Consider the following 16,503-nt stretch of genomic DNA (forward strand, 5'->3'; position numbering starts at 1 on the left):
TCAGTCAAAAAAACCGCATGGGCATCGTCACCAAGAGCCGGTAGACCTGGTTCGTGCTATCGGAGTAATAGTCCGATCCCACGTGCCATTGAGCAATCAGTGTGACTTTTGCACTGCGCAATGGCCCACTCTGCACGACATAGGAAGGAATGAATCCGAACTCGTGATGCCGGCCGTGCACGGGTTGTCCGTTTCGGAAGTACGGTGCACCGAACGAGGGCGCGTTCGGTCCGTATCGTTGCGCGGCTAACGACGCATCCGCACCCCAGCCTTGCTGCGCCCATACCATGGCGGAAAATCCCGCCACCCCCGCGTGTTTGCCGTCGAAGGTGTATCGCAGTTGAAGCGATTGCTCATGCGGCGCGTTGTAATCCACGTCCATCGAATTGACTAGATAAACGCCGGCCGTCTCGTCGATGTAATCGAAGAACTGATCGCCGAGTATCTTTTGGTAGGCGACCAGCAATCCATGCGGACCATGCTGTGCCGATAGAGAAACGCTGTACGCGTTGCTATGGATCGGACCTTGGAGCGCCGCGCCCGTATCGTGCGTCGAATAGATATTCGCGAAACCGGTCAGCCGAATCGACCGGATACTGCCGAAGCCGTGTTGCAGCGACGCGTAATACTGGCGCCATACGTCGTCCGCCTGGTCGGCATAAACCGATGCCGTACCGTTCGGCGCATAGTCCCACGTCGCGCCCATATAGCTCACGCGTTTGAATGGCACACGTCCGTAGGACGTGCGCAGCGCAGTCAGATTCGTCTGGCCGCGCGGGTCCGCCTTCGTGAAACTGCCCGCTTGCATCGAGAGGCCATCGACTTCCCGGCTCAGCAGCGAGGCACCGAGAAAGGCCGGCGGCAATGCGCGGTTGTCGTGCGGATCCAGGAACGGATTCGACACGTCTTGCAGGCCGTACTTTAGTACGGACTCCGAAGCACGTGCCTTCACGCCGTACATGCCCGGATAGGCCCAGGCGAGCCGACGCTCGCCGTCGCCGTGGCGGCCTGCGTACACCATGTTGTGCGCGCCTCGTCCGCCATCGAGTTTGAGCTCGCCGAACAGCGCGGCGTCGAGGCCGAGACCGATCGCGCCGCGCGTGAAACCGGATTCGAATTTGGCCTGAACGCCTTCGGCCCACGCATGGCGGCTTACCCCGGTCGCATGAAAATGGTCCGTGTAGTTGCGCCACTCGAGGTCGAACCGGCTATCGGCGGCGAACCCGGCGCCGCGCGCTTGGCTCGATACCGGCGCCGGCGGCTTCAGCGTCAACGCGGATTCCGCCCCGACGAGGGCGTTCGGCGTGGTGGCCTGCTGCGCCACTTGGGGCGGGGGTTCCTCGGCGCAAGCGCTCGTCATGGTCGCGAGCGCTTGCATGCCGCACGTCAATGCGACGACGCGAGACTTCACGGCGCTCACCCTGTCAAGGGAGTGTGGCCTCGACCACGAGCGTGCAACTACGGGTACGATAGCGCCCGTCGCATCGATACGCGACGACGCCCTCGCAAAGATATGCGTGGCTTTCATAATGGCGAATGACGGATTGAGAAAGACGGCGGGGACAAAGCAATCGGCCAATTGCAACGCGCATCAGAGCATGGGCATGGTTGCGTGCGCAGCTAGCAACGGTGTTGGGCGGCTCACTGGTGCATACCCGAAGTGACGCGTGGCACCAACGCTAGGAAAATCGCGCGCGTCGCTGCATGGCAGCGACGTGCCGGCGCAAGCTCGCCAAGCGAGCTCGGCGATTCGCGCGCTACCGCGCGCAATGAATCGGCGGCGTTCGAACTCCGCACCCACAACGTGCGAACGTAATTCGACCTATCAGGGAGAACATTTGATGAATTCGTCGGTTTCGCAAACGAAATCGTTCACGACGGTCTTTTTAGTCGAGATGTGGGAACGCTTCGGTTATTACGGCATGGGCGCGCTGCTCGTGCTCTACATGGTCGAGCGGCTCGGCTTCGGCGATGCGCGCGCGAACCTCACTTGGGGCGCGTTCACCGCACTCGTCTATGCCGCTCCGTCGATCGGCGGATGGATCGGCGACAAAATACTCGGCTCGCGCCGCACGATGCTGTTCGGCGCCATCGTGCTCTCGTTCGGTTACGGCATGCTTGCGATGCCGAACGAGCACCTGTCGTTTCTCTACATGTCGCTCGGCGTCATCGTCGTCGGCAACGGGCTGTTCAAGGCCAACTCCGCGAACCTCGTGCGCCGTATCTACGAAGGCGACGATGCGCGCATCGACAGCGCGTTCACGATCTACTACATGGCCGTGAACATCGGTTCGACGATCTCGATCCTCGCCACGCCCTGGATCAAGGACCGTTGGGGCTGGCGCGCGGCGTTCGCCGTCTGCTGCGCCGGCATGGTGTTGGGCGTCCTGAACTTCTTGCTGCGCTACCGCTCGCTGTCGCACGTCGGTTCGGGTCCCGATACCAAGCCGATCGTATGGCGCCATCTCGGTGCCGTCGCCATCGGCGCGGTCGTGGTCGGTTCGATCACGACGTACGTGCTGGGCCATAAGGCGCTCGCCGTGACCTGCGTCGACATCGGGGCCGTGGTGATCCTTGGGCTGTTCGGGTACATGATCGCCAAATGCGACCGTTCGGAACGCGCGGGGCTGATCGCTGCCTTGATCCTCGTGCTGCAGTCGATTCTGTTCTTCATCTTCTATCAGCAGCAGATGACGTCGCTGACGTTGTTCGCGTTGCGCAACGTCGATCCGACCTTCTCGCTGTTCGGCGTGCATTTGTTCTCATGGAGCGCGGCGCAATTCCAGGCGCTGAACCCGATCTGGATCATGCTGCTGAGCCCGATCCTCGCATCGACTTATACGCGGCTCGCGAAAGGCCGCGGCGACATCAGCATCGCCGCGAAATTCGCACTGGGCTATGTTGCCGTTGCAATCGGGTTCGTGATCTACGCATTGAGCGGCCGCTACGCCGTCGACGGCCGGGTTTCGTCGTGGTTCATGGTGTGGGGCTACGGGTTGAACTCGCTGGGCGAGCTCCTCGTCAGCGGTCTGGGCCTGGCGATGATCGCGCGTTACATCCCGGCTCGGATGAGCGGCTTCATGATGGGTGCGTATTTTCTTGCCACGGGTATTTCGCAGTATCTCGGCAGTGTCGTCGCGAACTTCGCGCAGATGCCGTCGGGCACGCTCTCCGCCACGCAATCGCTGCCGCTTTACACGAACCTGTTCACCGAACTGAGCTGGCTCGCGGCGGCGGGTGTCGTGATGTCGCTGTTGTTGCTGCCGCTGATGAGGAAGCTGTCGGATCAGCATCATCGTGCGACGAACGAAGCGCTTGCGGCTTCTGGCGCGCATAGTATGGCTACGGAATAAACACCTGAAGACCAGCAGCGCAACCGACGGAGCGACCATGACCGCCACGCCTCGCACCCGCAAAAAGGACACCCCCGCCGCACGAATCCGTATCGGCATCGGCGGCTGGACCTACGAGCCGTGGCGCGGTCGTTTCTACCCTGACGATCTCACGCAAAAGCGCGAACTCGAGTACGCCAGCCGCAAGCTCACCTCGATAGAAATCAACGGCACGTTCTACGGCACGCAGCGCGCCACGAGCTTCGAGAAGTGGCATGACGAGACGCCCGACGATTTCGTCTTCGCGCTAAAAGCGCCGCGGTTCGCCACGAATCGCCGCGTGCTGGCCGAAGCGGGTGACTCCATCGAGCGCTTCTTTGCGAGCGGCGTGCTCGCGCTCAAAGACAAGCTCGGGCCGATCAACTGGCAATTCGCCACGACCAAGCAATTCGATACCAAGGATTTCGACGCGTTCTTGAAGTTGCTGCCGAAGCAGGTGGACGGCCGCGCCATTCGTCATGCTGTCGAGGTGCGACATGAAAGCTTCCGTCATCCCGAGTTCATTTCGCTCTTACGCGAGCACGGCGTCGCCGTCGTCGTAGCGGGCGATAGCGACTATCCGCAGATCGCGGACGTCACGGCTCCGTTCGTCTATGCGCGCATCATGGGCACAGTAGAAAAAGAATCGCTCGGGTATTCGAAGCGAGCGTTGGATGTTTGGGCCGAGCGAACAAAGCAATGGTCGGCCGGCTCGCAGCCCGAGGGCTTGCAGGTCGTCGAGAAAGCGACGCCCGAACCGCTACACCGCGACGTCTACCTCTACGTGATCAGCGGCCACAAAGCGAGCAATCCCGCGGCGGGCATGGCGTTGGTTGAGCGCGTCGCAAACGTTTAGCGCGCTTTCGATGCGGCACCCGCGCTGTCTCTCATGTGCACACCGATCGGCGCTCAGCGAACGCCGAGAATCAAAACAACCGCGGTGTACCCACCCAAACCAGCGTGGTTTCGATATCGCCCGTATTCGCCCAGCTGTGCGGCACGGTGGATTCATAGTGCGCGCTGTCGCCCGTATTGAGCTTGAACGTCTTACCCTCCAACGTCAGCGACAACTCGCCCGAAATCACATAAACGAACTCTTCGCCCGCATGCGTCGTCACTTCGGCCGCGGACGGCTTCCCCGCCGGCAAGCGAACCAAGATGCTTTCGAGCTGACTGCCGACCGACGAGTTGGTCAGCCGAGCAAATAGATCCGTCGAATCGGCGAAGCTGAAGAACCGTAGCTGGCCCGCGCGGCGCACCGAACGTTCTTCGCTCGGGGTATCCACGAAATACTGCAGCGTGACGCCGAGCGCCGTGGCAATACCGGCAAGCGACGTGAGGGACGGGGTGGCCAGGCCACGCTCGACTTGCGACAGGAACGGCTTCGAAATGCCGGCTACCGTTGCCGTTTCGTCGAGCGTCTTACGCAGCCGGTGCCTCAGCGCTCGGATCTTACTGCCCAGATCCGCAGCTTGGCGGGCACTTTCGACGTTCAAAACCATATGAAATGCGCTGCTCGCAGTGGTTGAAAAAGACCGCTAGTTATGCGGAGCCAGGCGCCTGTCGCGTCTTCGCGCAACGTTTCTCCGAATAGACAAAGCACTCTATGTTGCCAGAACCGGAACGTAATACGCAAAAGATCGATCCCCGAGGGTTTACCGCAACTTACAAACAACGCGCGCCTAGTCCAGAAACTCCGCGGCGCGCTGCTTCAATACCGCACTGAATTCGTCGAGCCAGCCGATCGACAAACGCCAGCTCTGCCAATACAGGTCGACGTCGAGATGACGGCCCGGCGCCAGTTCGACGAGTTCGCCCCGCTCGAGCGACTCCCCGATCATTTGCGTCGGGCACATGCCCCAGCCGAGCCCCGTGATACAGGCCCGTAAAAAACCGCCGACATGCGGCAGCCAGTGCTGCGGCGGATCGATTTCCGCACGCGTCAAACGGCGTATGAACCGCGCCTGCAACGCGTCTTTCCGATTGAACACGACACACGGCGCCCGCCGAAGCGCCTCGCGATTCACGCCAGCAGTGAAATACCGATCGAAAAACGACGGCGAGCAGACAGCCAAATAGCGCATCCTGCCCAGCCGCACCGAACGGCACCCCTGCACGGGCTCCGCTTGCGTCGTCACGGCCCCTTGTACGCTGCCGTCGCGGATCCGCTCGGCCGTGTGATCCTGATCGTCGATGACGAGATCGAGCAGCATCCGCCGCCCCGCGCAATAGGCCGCCACGGCGTCGACGAACCAAGTACCGACGCTGTCGTCGTTGACGGCCACGCGCAACGTAGGCCAAGACTGCCCAAGCAGGCTGCCGGCCATCGACGGCATGTCGTCCGCAAGCTGCGCCTCCAGCAAGCGCACACGCTCGGTATGGCGGCACAGCAAGGCACCCGACGCGGTAGCGACGCACGGCTGCCCGCGCTTCACGAGCACGCTGCCGACGCGCTCCTCGAGCAGCTTGATCCGTTGCGAGACGGCCGACGCCGTCACGTTCATTTCGCTCGCCGCCCGGTCGAACGAGCCATGACGCACGACGGCGGCGAGCGCATCGAGCAAAGCATAGTCGATCATTAGCATTCCTTAATCGCGTTTAGAGGAATTAGCTGTTCTTAGATTCGTACGGCATGCAGACTAACGCTATCCATCCGCATCGTCTACCCGCCTCATCATGAACTGGACCGCCTATTCTCACGGCGCGGCGCTGTGCGCTTCGCTCATCGTCACCATCGGCGCGCAAAACGCGTTCGTGCTTCGCCAAGGGATCATGCGCTCGCACGTCGGCAAGATCGTGGCGCTGTGCACGATCTCGGATTTCCTGCTGATCGGGGCCGGGGTCGGAGGCGCCTCGGCGCTCGCGATGCACTACCCGCGCCTGGTCGAGGTCATCTTGTATGGTGGGCTCGCGTATCTCGCTTGGTTCGGCCTATCGACACTGAGGCGCGCCTGGCGTCCCGGTCACGCCGTCATGGACGCGGCCGGCGAACACGCGGCGCAGTCCGCTCCGGCGCGTCAAAGCAGATGGTCAGTAGTCCTAATGACGCTCGCGTTTACGTGGCTCAATCCGCACGTGTATGTCGACGTGCTGCTATTGATCGGCACCGCCGGGGCGCGCGAGCCGGAAGGCGCGCGCATGGCGTTCGCGCTGGGGGCGATGACGATCAGCCCGCTATGGTTCGCATCGCTCGGCTATGGGGCCCGGCTGCTGGCTCCGCTGTTCCGCAAGGCGACGGCGTGGCGCGTGCTCGACGGCGCCATCGGCAGCATGGTGTTATTCGTCGCGGCCGCGCAACTACGCTGACGCGGCGGGCAGACATCTCACCGCCCCATAGCCACGGCCCCCGATAGATCGGACACCTAGCCGTTCGCGTTATCGAATCGTCATACGTTCGTGTTATAAACGCGCAGCGGCAATCGTTTGCGCTTCGAACTGCACGTTCAACGGCTGAGGTGCTCCGTCCATGAAAATCATCGGCTACAGCTTCCTTTGGGCTATCGTCTTCGCCCTGCTCGTCTCCATGTGCGCCATCCTGAAGGAAGGCCGCATCGATAACGGCGCCCCGTCGGACAGCGACGCCGTTGCCGGCAAAATCGTGAGCCGCTCCTCGGCGCAGCCGCCGACGTCGAAGCCCATTTCGCACGCCGCGCTGGGCGCGGTCTAAGGCAGGGCGGCGGCCGTTCACCATCCGCCGCGGCCCGCGTCGAATATCACACCGGCAACCGTGCCGGTGTCGGCGCTGTCACACCGTTTAGCGCGTGAGGCAAGCGGCCTCATCCGAAGCCGCCTAAACGCAATCCGCATTTGTTTGCAGGCGCGACGGGACACAACCCCTGCTCCAATATCAGGCATCCGTCGCCGGCAACGCCTGCTTCATCCATCCCACCTCCGCTACGCCATTTTTGTCGACCAAAATTCGCATGTACTCCAATCATGCGAGCACGCTGCATTAATCGACGCGGCGTAGACCAATCCGTAGCCCTCAATTATTTATTCCGAATGCATTTTCCCTATCCGATTCGCATCAAATAGTCCAATCCAATCATTCGCCCGGTCCAAAACCGATTCATACGTCGCACCGGGGTCTCAAAAACATTTACTCAATTCGCATCGATCGCAGATGAAATCTCATATTCTCCGTTGTTTTAAACGATCACCCAACCCCGCGTAAGCATTGAATAAATTTGAGAATTTTGTTTGGATCAGGGTCTCTATTTACACAAATCGAGAGACACCCGTAAGGTAACGCCCGCTGCCCTCGATATGCCCGATAAGGGCAAATAACCACCCATCGATATTTCGGACTCCGCAGGGATCCGGGTGAGTGCTCCGCGTAAAACGGAGAAAGGCGCTCGAGCGCCGATTCCCGTCGGACGTTGAAGCACTCACTTCGACCGATTGCGAAGCATGGAGACAGACTATGGCGCCTACCGCGCGCATTCAATCCATTATTGCGGCATCGGCCGGGGCGCTAGCCGTCGCGCTGCTGTCGAGCGGCTGCGGAGGCGGCGGCTCGGACGACCCGGCACCAATTGCCGCGGCGCCCTGTTCGAGCAACACCTGCTCGAGCGCGGGCGCCACCACGGTGCCGACCGATCCGAAGGTGCTGTGTCCCGCGTCGCTCGACTACGGCACGACGTTCACCGGCGGCTCCGGCAGCGGCGAGTACATCAAAGTCAAGTTCGACACGTCGAAGAAGCAGTACCAAATGACGTTCGTCGAATCGGAAGTGCCGACCTCCGCGGGGCAGGTCAATACGACGCGCGCCGGGCTCACGATCACCGGCAGCTACCAGAATCCGGATCTTTACTCGATCTCGAACGCGCAGGGTGTGACGACGACGCCGTTGAAGCTGCCCACGGCCGAGCAGAACCGCTGCGCATTCGTGCTCGAGAACGGGCGAACGGCGGACGGAACCTACAAGGTCGCGATCAATCCGAACGATCCGCCCATGCTGTTCGTCGGCAATGGGATCGTCGGCGGCGGCATTCCTGGATCGACGGTGCAGTTCGACGGCCTTCAGATCGCGCCCGGCTTGGCCGTGGCGGCCGTGCCGAGCAAGACGTTCGACTACTACCCGTTCATCGCGTTCAGTCAAACCGCCACGGACTTTTCGAAGGTGGCGGGCCGCTACAACGAACTCGGCATTCATTTCACGCCGTCGGGCGGCACCTTGCAGACGAATGCCGCGAATCCGCTTGGGGTGGCGCTCGGATGGCAAGTGGACGGCATCCAGTTGACCGAAACCATGAACGGCGACGGATCGTGCACGCCCGACAGCGGGCAGTCCTATGCCGCCTGCCCGACAACGGGCGGCAACTGGACGCCGCGAGCGAATGCGGACGGTTCGCCGGACAACGTGTTCACCAGCGCGGCGAACATCAACAACGGACTGGGCAACATCTACCCGGACGCGGGCGAGGGAGCGTTGCAGACCCCGTTCGCCGGAAATCAAGCACACGGCGTCATGATCGCCGGCGAATTGAACGGCCAGGTCATCCCGGTCGTCATTCGCGTCGGCTATGCCCATGCGGGCACGGGCATCGTCGATTCGTCGGTCGACGATCAACTCGGCATCTCGCTGCTGGCGCCCGTGCGGAACGTCGATCCCGCGTCGTTGACGGGTGCATTCATCGGCGCGAACAGCGTGACGGCATGCGGCCTCGTCAGCGCCTACGCGCCGACTTCCACGTCGCCGCCAATCTATGAGGGCGCCTGCCTCGACGATACGACCACCGTGAATCCGGGCGTCAACTACACGTCCACGATCTTTCAAGGGACGAGCGCCGCGTTCCTCGATCCGTTCACGTCGACGGCGTCCACGAACTTCGCATTGGACTTCACGCAAACGCAGCCGGGGCTCGTGAAAGTCACCGCGCAAAACAACTTCACGTCGGGCACCGCCACCGTCTTCAAGACCGGCGATACCGGATATCTGATCAAGGCCGGCTCCGTATTCGCGATGCTCATGAACGGCGCGGGCCTGCCGAACCCGTTCTTCACGATTGGCGCGTTCGTACAGTAGTTGCGGTAGCGCTTCAAGAGGCGGCCGGCGGCGCCAACCGGCCGTCATTCCATCCTGCCTTCAACCTGATGAGAGGTTCTCAACATGAAGCGTTTCAAGCTCATCCCCGTAGGTGCGGCATTGGCGTTGTTCGTTTCGGTTCCGGCATTCGCCGTGACGGTTTCCCCCGCCGGCCCGATCAGTCTGGAGGGCGCCACGACACTGGTGAAGTCGCTCATTCCGCTGGGTTGCACGGCGAACCTGGTCGGCAGCATCACCAGCACGGGCGCGGTCAGCATCACGTCGGCCAAATTCACCGGGCAGGCCTTGTGTTCGGCCGTGACGGCAGCGAACTTGCCGTGGTCCGGCCAAGTGAATTCGACGACGAGCCTGACGCTCACCGGCGTGGCGGTCAACACGCCCTTGGGCAACTGCGGTCCGAGTGCGCTGAACGCAAGCGTCGCGCAGAACACGACGCAAAGAGAAACGACGATCGGCCTCGTGGATCAAGTCCTCTCGGGCGGCTGCACCGTATCGGGCTCGCTCACGACGACGCCCTTCCTGACGGTCAACTGACCGGCTCCGGCTAGCCGCGGCTGATCCGCCGCGGTGTCGCGCGCGCCCGCCTCACGAGGAGCGGGCGCGCCGACAACCCAAAGGGCGAAGGGTATTCGCGCCCACGCTTCAACGCCGGCTGCTCGATGCGCCGGTTTTCGTTCAGAACCATTTATTCGGGACTCCTTACTATGATGTGGCGTAGTCTGCTTTCGACGGCGCTGGCCGCCCTCATCCTCCCCGCCTGCGGCGGCGGCAGCGGCGGCGGCGATCCGCCGGCCCCGGTCGCGACCCGGCTATGCCCGCAAGCGGTCGACTACAGCACCGTCTTCACCGGTGGCGCCGGCTCGGGCGAACTCGTGCAAGTGCAGCTCGACACCACGGCGATGACCTACAAGATCACGTATCTGGCGTCGCCGGTACCGGTGACCAAGGGCACCGTGCTGCCAACGCGTTCGTCGGCACCGAACAACGTCGTGTCCGGCACGCTGACGCAAGAGACGTTGCTGCCGACGGAGAAGCTCAATCAGTGCGCGTTCCGCTTGAACGACGCCAGTCTCGATCCGACGCGTCCGGCTCGCGTGTTCCTCGGCGAAGGCGTGTTGGGCGGCACGATCCCGGGCGCCGAAATCGCCTTCGCCGGCGTGGCCGGCGTCGGCGTCGTGCCCGACACGACGTTCCCGTACTACCCGTTCATCGCGTTCGCGCAAACGTCGACGAACCTCGCCGAGATCGCCGGCACGTATTCGATGCTCGGCTATCACAAGGTGCCGTCGCAAAACTTCGCACCCGTCGCGGTGGATGCTTCCTTCACGATCGATGCCGACGGCAGCTTCACCGAATGCGACAACAACGGCCTATACGCGGGGCAATGCCGGCAGTCGGGAAGCAACTTCGCCGCGCGCACCGATTCGCCGACGTTCGAGACCGACCGCTTCACGGGGCAGGTTGCGCCGACGCAGGCCGTGAACGGTCCGCAGGCGCAGGGCATCTTGATCGTCGGCAAGCTGCGCGGCCAGTTGGTGCCGATCCTGATCCGCGTCGGCGCAGCCGATCCGTCGATCGTCTCGCCTCCCGGCTCGCCGCCGAAAACACCACTCGCGGACGACGAATCGGGTATTGCCATGCTTGCGCCGCAAGCCAATGTCGCCGCGGGTTCGCAAAACGGCGAGTACGACGGCGTCGACAGCGACTTCGCCTATCGCACGACGGCGCTCATGAATGGGCAAGCGACGATGCTCGATCCGTTCAATGCCTCGATCGCATCGCTCGCCACGCCGCTCGATCTCGATTACGCGCAATCGCTGCCCGGACTCGTCAAAACGGCGAAGGCCTCGGCCGGCGCAACGCCGACCGGAAAGATGATTTTCACGGGCGGCACGATCGGCTACCTCGATATGTCGGATCCGAACGCGCCGTACTTTGCCGTGAGCGCATTCGTCCAGTGATCGCATAACAAGGAAAAATGGGGATGAGGAAACTATTCGCGCCGCTAGCCGCGGCTTGTATCACGACCGGCGCCCATGCACAGCAGGCGGGCGACAATGTCGTCTCGCTGGGCTGGTTTCATATCGCGCCGCAGTATTCGAGCGATCCGCTGACGACACACGTCGCGCCCACGCCGATCAACGGGCCGCTCGGGCTGCCCGCCTCGTTCACGTCCGCGGGAACGGGATTGACGGTCAACAATGCCAACACGCTCGGACTCACGTTCAGCCACTTCTTCACCGACCACATCGCGCTCACTGCCATGGGCGGCATCCCGCCGCAGTTTCGTATCGGCGGCTATGGCGTGATTCAACCGCCGGGACCGGCCGGCGCGCTCGGTCAGCAAAATCTGAACGAGCCGTCGAACAATCCAATCGTCGGGAAAGTGCGCCAATGGACGGCCGGCGCGATGCTGCAGTATTTCTTCGGCAAGGCCGAGGCCACGTTTCGGCCATTCCTCGGAATCGGTCTCACCTACAGCTGGTTCAATTCGTTCCAACTCAATCCCTACTTCTCGCAATCGCTCAACGAAAACCTTGGCAGCATCCTCGCGGCCGGGGCCGGCAAACCGGGGCCGACGAGCATTTCGGCGAAGTCGTCTGCCTCGTGGGCGCCGATTTTTAATCTCGGTGCAACTTACTCGCTGAGCAAGCATTGGCAGCTCAATGCCTCGGTGTCTTACCTGCCGCTGAAGACGTACGCGGAAACCGACATCAAAGCGGCCGACGGCACCCTGCTTGCCGTCAGCAAGGCGAAACTCAAAGCCGATCCGATCATCACGTTCTTGGCCGTTTCGTATCGGTTTTGACGAAAAGCAGCGGCTCGGCGCACCGGTGTGTCAACGAGCCGGCGGCGCCTGTTCGGCGAGCATGTCGTAGAGCGCCCGCGCCGCGGGCGACAATTGCGCGGTCTTGCGCGTGACGAGCACGAGCGTGCGCGAGACCGAGGGCTCGACGAGTTCGATCGTCCGCACCATCGGATACGCGTTCTTCTGCATGGCCAGCTTCGGCACCACCGCGGCGCCCAGGCCTTCGGCGACGAGGCCCAGCGCCGTCGAACTGCGCTGCACTTCATAGAACGAATACAGCGTCACACCGCGGGTCTTGAGCGCGCCGTCGAGCAAGCCGCGGTTGCCGCTCATTTCTCCCGCGAAAATCAGCGGATACGATCGCAACGCTTCCCAACGAACGCGTCGCCGCTTGGCGAGCGGATGGTCGTCGCGGCAAATCAGCACGTACGGATCGACCGCGAGCGGCACGCTCACCAGTTCCGGATGCTGATCTCCGGCGATGCCGATTCCAAACTCGGCCTCGCGTCGCAGCACCGCCTGCAGCACCGACTCCGACGCATGATCGAGAATCTTCACGCGGTCGTGCGGCCTGCGTTCGGAAAACGCGCGAAGGATGCGAGGCAGATATTGAACGCCGACGGTCGGCACGCATGCGATCGATACGTCGCCGCGCCGGCTCAGGCCCGTTTCGCGGATCTCGGTGAGCGCGTCGGACAACTCGTTCAACAGCCGGCGAGCTTGCGGCAAAAAACGCCGGCCGATCTCGGTCAACGTCGTGCGGCGCGTCGTGCGCTCGACGAGCGCGACGCCCAGGTACGTTTCGAGCTTGCGCAACCGCTGTGTGATTGCAGTCTGCGTCACATGCAGCATATCCGCCGCCTGCCTGAAGCTGCCGCCGTCGGCGATTGCGACGAAAGCCTGGACGCCGAGCGTATCGATCTTCATGAGAAAAATGAATCAATAACGATATTAAATTCATTTTACTGATGAAGACGCCGGTCGCAAAATTCGCTTCATCGACGGCCGTGCTCATCTTTATCCGGACATGGCGTTCCGCTCAACTCGACCAGGAGGTGCACCGTGACGAACCCGCTCGATCAAGGCGCCAAACGATATGCGCAGTTCGAGAGCGCGCAATATGTGAAATTCGAGGCCGAACGCACGCGGCCGGTCAGGGATCTGCTGGCCGCAGTCCCACCGACACCGATCCGCACGGCAATCGACCTCGGATGCGGGCCGGGAAATTCGACGGAGGCGCTGTTGGCGCTGGCACCCGCCGCCGAGATTCGAGGGCTCGACTCATCGGCGGATATGATCGAAGCGGCGCGCAAGCGCCTGCCCACCCTCCGTTTCGACGTCGCGGACATCACTAAGTGGGAGGAGCCGGCCACGTACGATCTGATTCTTTCCAATGCGACGCTGCAGTGGGTGCCCGCGCACGACACACTATTTCCCAAGATCGTCGGCAAGCTCGCGCATGGCGGCCACCTCGCCGTACAGATGCCGGACAATCTCGACGAGCCCACGCACCGGCTCATGCGCGAAGTCGCCGCGGCCGGGCCATGGGCCGAGAAGCTAAAGGGCGTGGGGCGGACCGAGCGCTTCGATGCGCGCTATTACTACACGCTCCTATCGCCGCTTTGTTCGCACGTCGACGTCTGGCGTACGACCTACTATCACCCGCTTGCCGGTGGGGCGGATGCGGTCGTCGAATGGCTCAAGGGCACCGGGCTGAGGCCGTTCCTCGCAGCGTTGAACGATGGCGAGCGCGACGCGTTCATCGTGCGGTATCGCGATGCCGTGGCGGCTGCCTATCCGGCGCTCGGCAACGGCACGGTCTTGCTGCCGTTCCCGCGCCTGTTCATCGTGGCGACGCGCAAATGAGGCGATGGCGTGCGCGTTTGGATCGCTCGCACGCCGTCAAACGACGTCCGCTTTCAATCGCGCCATGTGATAGGCGTTGACATATTGGCCGTTTCGGAAGGCATATTTGACGAACTCGCCTTCGATGACGAATCCATGCTTCTTGTAGAGTGCGATCGCGGGTTCATTATCGACGAACACAGTGAGTTCGAGCCGCATCAAATTGATCCAATTGTCGGCAATCTCGATCGCGCTGCTCAGCAGTTTGTTGCCGATCCCTTGCCCTTGGCGAACGCCCTTCACCGAGATGGCGATGTCACCCACGTGCCTGCGGCGAAGATTCGTCAGGACGTCGAGCGCGACATTCCCGACGATTTCGCCCGCGATTTCAGCGACTAACGCATAGCGTGTCGGCGGCATCTCGCTCAACCGCTTCTTCCAATTTTCATGCGAAGGGAACGGCAGCTGCAGCGTATCGGTGTAGACGTCAGGGTCTTCGTACAGCTGCCTTAGTGATTCGGCGTCCGCTTCGCGGATCCTTCTGATCGTTACGTGATCCATTCCGAGGCTACCTTCGTTTATTGTTAAATATTAGAGATTCGACGGCACACCGACAACACCAACTGCCGGAGCCAACGATGAGCAGGATCGACCTCCAGCCTGGGATGCCACATCTGGGAGACCGTGATCCGCTCCGTCGCGACAGGCAGTTCGAAAACGTAGGCTCCGTTTCGCGTCGCGTCTTCGTTTTCTCCTGCTGCCTGATTACCGAAGATCGACGCGGGCACGAGTGCGATGAGATCCGAAGCTAGAGCCACGCTCAGCGCGGCCGGAAAACTCGGCACCACGGCGGCGATCGTTCGCACGAGTCCCAAAGCGCCCAGCGCTTCATCGACAGGCCCTTTGGAATTGCCTCGCCTCGAAGCGACGACATGTCCAAACGCGACATATCGTTCAGCCGTTATCCGGCCTACGCTCTGCAGCGGATGTCCTTCTCGGACAACGCCCACGAAATGATCCCGGAATAGCGCCTGCAGGCGTACCTCGGGGCCCATTTCTCCCAACACCCCGATCTCGAGGTCGGCGGAACCGTCCCGCAAGTGCAACGCGGTCTTTTCGAGTTTGGGCGCGAAGCGCAAACAAACCTGCGGCGCTGCTGCCGATGCTGCCGCGATCAAGTGCGAACCGAACGCTTCCACGAAGCCGTCGTTCGCGCGAATCGTAAACGCACGCCGCAACGTCGAAAGATCAAGCTCCGTCGTAGCGGGCCGGAGAACGGCGCGAGTCTCATCGAGCGCATTGCGCGTGCGTTCGCGAATGGCTTGCGCATGCGGCGTCAATACCATGCTGCGCCCGGCGCGAACCAAGAGCGGATCACCGGTCGTTTCGCGCAGCCGCGTGAGGGTTCGGCTCATGGCCGACGTACTCAATCCCAGCCGCCGCGCGGCACCGACTACGCTGCCATCCGTAAGCAACGCATCGAGCGCAACGAGTAGGTTCAAATCGGGATCGGGCATGCCCGATCGTAGCATGGGCAATCGAGGCAAGGCGCCCCGTGCAACTGACAAGTGTAGTTGCCGCGTGTTCCGGTACGCCGGTCTCGCCGCTATATTGCAAGTACCGATTCATGACCGCGTGTGCATGTAAAACGTCGATCCACGTTTTATTGCGCGCCGCAGTCTCAAGTTTAGGGCGCTAGCCATGCAAAACACATCTCAGCAAAAAACCATCCTTCTGATCGGCGCATCCCGCGGTCTCGGATTCGCCATGGCGGAGGAATACCTCGCGCGCGGCTGGCACATCATCGCAACCGGCCGGGAGAACTCCACGGAGCGACTGCTTCGACTGTCGGAAAAGAGTAAGGGGGCGCTGGAAGTCGAGACGGTCGACATCACCGTTCCGAAACAGGTTGCCGTCTTGCGCCGCCGGCTCGACGACCGACGATTGGATGTCCTGCTAGTGAACGCCGGCGTCAAGAACGACGATCGCGAAACGATCGCCGATGTCTCAACCGAGGAATTCGTCCGCGTGATGGTGACGAACTCGCTAAGCCCGATGCGGGTGATCGAGACGTTTCAAGATCGGGTTCGGCCGAGCGGAACGATTGCAGTGATGTCGTCGGGCCAAGGTAGCGTCACGAACAACGTCAACGGCAACTATGAGGTGTATCGCGGCAGCAAGGCCGCGCTAAATATGTTCATGCGCAGCTTCGCCGCGCGGCACGCCGACGATCCTAGAACGCTCCTGCTGCTAGCGCCGGGCTGGGTACGGACGGATATGGGCGGGCCCGAAGCGCGGCTCAGCATCGAAGAAAGTATCCCCAATCTGGTGAATACGATCGGCGCGCACGAAGGACGGGCGGGGCTACACTACCTCGATTACCTCGGGAGGGTCGTACCGTGGTGACCTGCGGGACGCACCGGAATTCC

Annotated in this window: 16 protein-coding genes; 10 read left to right on the forward strand and 6 right to left on the reverse strand. The window is 62.1% G+C overall.

All coding sequences use genetic code 11. From position 1 onward, the window contains the following. Positions 1 to 4: 4 nt before the first annotated feature. Positions 5 to 1,360 (reverse strand): OprD family outer membrane porin, encoded by a 1,356-nt coding sequence (locus DWV00_RS01780; protein WP_245964715.1) that lies wholly within the window; start codon positions 1,358 to 1,360, stop codon positions 5 to 7. Between the two features lie 478 nt (positions 1,361 to 1,838). Between DWV00_RS01780 and DWV00_RS01790 the strand changes: the two genes are divergently transcribed. Further along, positions 1,839 to 3,353, forward strand: coding sequence for a peptide MFS transporter (locus tag DWV00_RS01790; RefSeq protein WP_181885317.1), 1,515 nt, complete (start codon positions 1,839 to 1,841; stop codon positions 3,351 to 3,353). 37 nt (positions 3,354 to 3,390) lie between these two features. Then, positions 3,391 to 4,227: a DUF72 domain-containing protein gene (locus DWV00_RS01795; RefSeq protein WP_115531807.1), complete on the forward strand. Its 837-nt coding sequence runs from the start codon at positions 3,391 to 3,393 to the stop codon at positions 4,225 to 4,227. Between the two features lie 70 nt (positions 4,228 to 4,297). On the opposite strand, the gene DWV00_RS01800 is transcribed toward DWV00_RS01795, so the two are convergent. Both DWV00_RS01800 and DWV00_RS01805 read right to left on the reverse strand, forming a co-directional pair. Continuing rightward, complete coding sequence (locus DWV00_RS01800) at positions 4,298 to 4,873, reverse strand: helix-turn-helix domain-containing protein (RefSeq protein WP_115531808.1); 576 nt, start codon at positions 4,871 to 4,873, stop codon at positions 4,298 to 4,300. Positions 4,874 to 5,053: 180 nt separating this feature from the next. Next, complete coding sequence (locus DWV00_RS01805) at positions 5,054 to 5,950, reverse strand: LysR family transcriptional regulator ArgP (RefSeq protein WP_115531809.1); 897 nt, start codon at positions 5,948 to 5,950, stop codon at positions 5,054 to 5,056. 97 nt (positions 5,951 to 6,047) lie between these two features. Between DWV00_RS01805 and DWV00_RS01810 the strand changes: the two genes are divergently transcribed. From DWV00_RS01810 to DWV00_RS01835, 6 genes are all read left to right on the forward strand, one after another. Further along, positions 6,048 to 6,677 (forward strand): LysE/ArgO family amino acid transporter, encoded by a 630-nt coding sequence (locus DWV00_RS01810; RefSeq protein ID WP_115531810.1) that lies wholly within the window; start codon positions 6,048 to 6,050, stop codon positions 6,675 to 6,677. Between the two features lie 160 nt (positions 6,678 to 6,837). Continuing rightward, complete coding sequence (locus DWV00_RS01815) at positions 6,838 to 7,038, forward strand: hypothetical protein (RefSeq protein WP_115531811.1); 201 nt, start codon at positions 6,838 to 6,840, stop codon at positions 7,036 to 7,038. A 756-nt stretch (positions 7,039 to 7,794) separates the two neighbouring features. Further along, positions 7,795 to 9,399, forward strand: coding sequence for a DUF2957 domain-containing protein (locus DWV00_RS01820; RefSeq protein WP_115531812.1), 1,605 nt, complete (start codon positions 7,795 to 7,797; stop codon positions 9,397 to 9,399). An 84-nt stretch (positions 9,400 to 9,483) separates the two neighbouring features. Next, entirely contained in the window at positions 9,484 to 9,954 is a 471-nt protein-coding gene (locus DWV00_RS01825) for a hypothetical protein (protein ID WP_115531813.1), read from the forward strand. 170 nt (positions 9,955 to 10,124) lie between these two features. Further along, the gene (locus DWV00_RS01830; protein ID WP_115531814.1) at positions 10,125 to 11,381 is read left to right on the forward strand and encodes a DUF2957 domain-containing protein; all 1,257 of its coding nucleotides are present in this window, start codon (positions 10,125 to 10,127) and stop codon (positions 11,379 to 11,381) included. Positions 11,382 to 11,404: 23 nt separating this feature from the next. Further along, on the forward strand, positions 11,405 to 12,229 hold the full coding sequence (locus DWV00_RS01835; RefSeq protein WP_115531815.1) for an OmpW/AlkL family protein: 825 nt from the start codon (positions 11,405 to 11,407) through the stop codon (positions 12,227 to 12,229). A gap of 30 nt (positions 12,230 to 12,259) precedes the next feature. Here DWV00_RS01835 and DWV00_RS01840 read toward each other — a convergent pair whose 3' ends face one another. Then, a complete protein-coding gene (locus DWV00_RS01840; protein ID WP_115531816.1) occupies positions 12,260 to 13,156 on the reverse strand; it encodes a LysR family transcriptional regulator in 897 nt (298 codons plus the stop codon). Between the two features lie 135 nt (positions 13,157 to 13,291). On the opposite strand from DWV00_RS01840, the gene tam reads away from it, so the two are divergent. Beyond that, positions 13,292 to 14,095, forward strand: coding sequence for a trans-aconitate 2-methyltransferase (gene tam, locus DWV00_RS01845; RefSeq protein WP_115531817.1), 804 nt, complete (start codon positions 13,292 to 13,294; stop codon positions 14,093 to 14,095). 36 nt (positions 14,096 to 14,131) lie between these two features. Here the strand turns inward: tam and DWV00_RS01850 are convergent, their stop codons facing one another. Then, positions 14,132 to 14,635 (reverse strand): GNAT family N-acetyltransferase, encoded by a 504-nt coding sequence (locus DWV00_RS01850; RefSeq protein WP_115531818.1) that lies wholly within the window; start codon positions 14,633 to 14,635, stop codon positions 14,132 to 14,134. Between the two features lie 23 nt (positions 14,636 to 14,658). Continuing rightward, positions 14,659 to 15,591 carry a LysR family transcriptional regulator gene (locus tag DWV00_RS01855; protein WP_115531819.1) on the reverse strand — a complete coding sequence of 311 codons (933 nt, stop codon included), beginning with the start codon at positions 15,589 to 15,591 and terminating at the stop codon, positions 14,659 to 14,661. 184 nt (positions 15,592 to 15,775) lie between these two features. Here DWV00_RS01855 and DWV00_RS01860 point away from each other — a divergent pair, with 184 nt between their 5' ends. Continuing rightward, positions 15,776 to 16,480 carry an SDR family NAD(P)-dependent oxidoreductase gene (locus DWV00_RS01860; protein ID WP_115531820.1) on the forward strand — a complete coding sequence of 235 codons (705 nt, stop codon included), beginning with the start codon at positions 15,776 to 15,778 and terminating at the stop codon, positions 16,478 to 16,480. Positions 16,481 to 16,503: the final 23 nt, after the last annotated feature.

The organism is Trinickia dinghuensis, from assembly GCF_003367175.1.
GTDB classification, from domain to species: domain Bacteria; phylum Pseudomonadota; class Gammaproteobacteria; order Burkholderiales; family Burkholderiaceae; genus Trinickia; species Trinickia dinghuensis.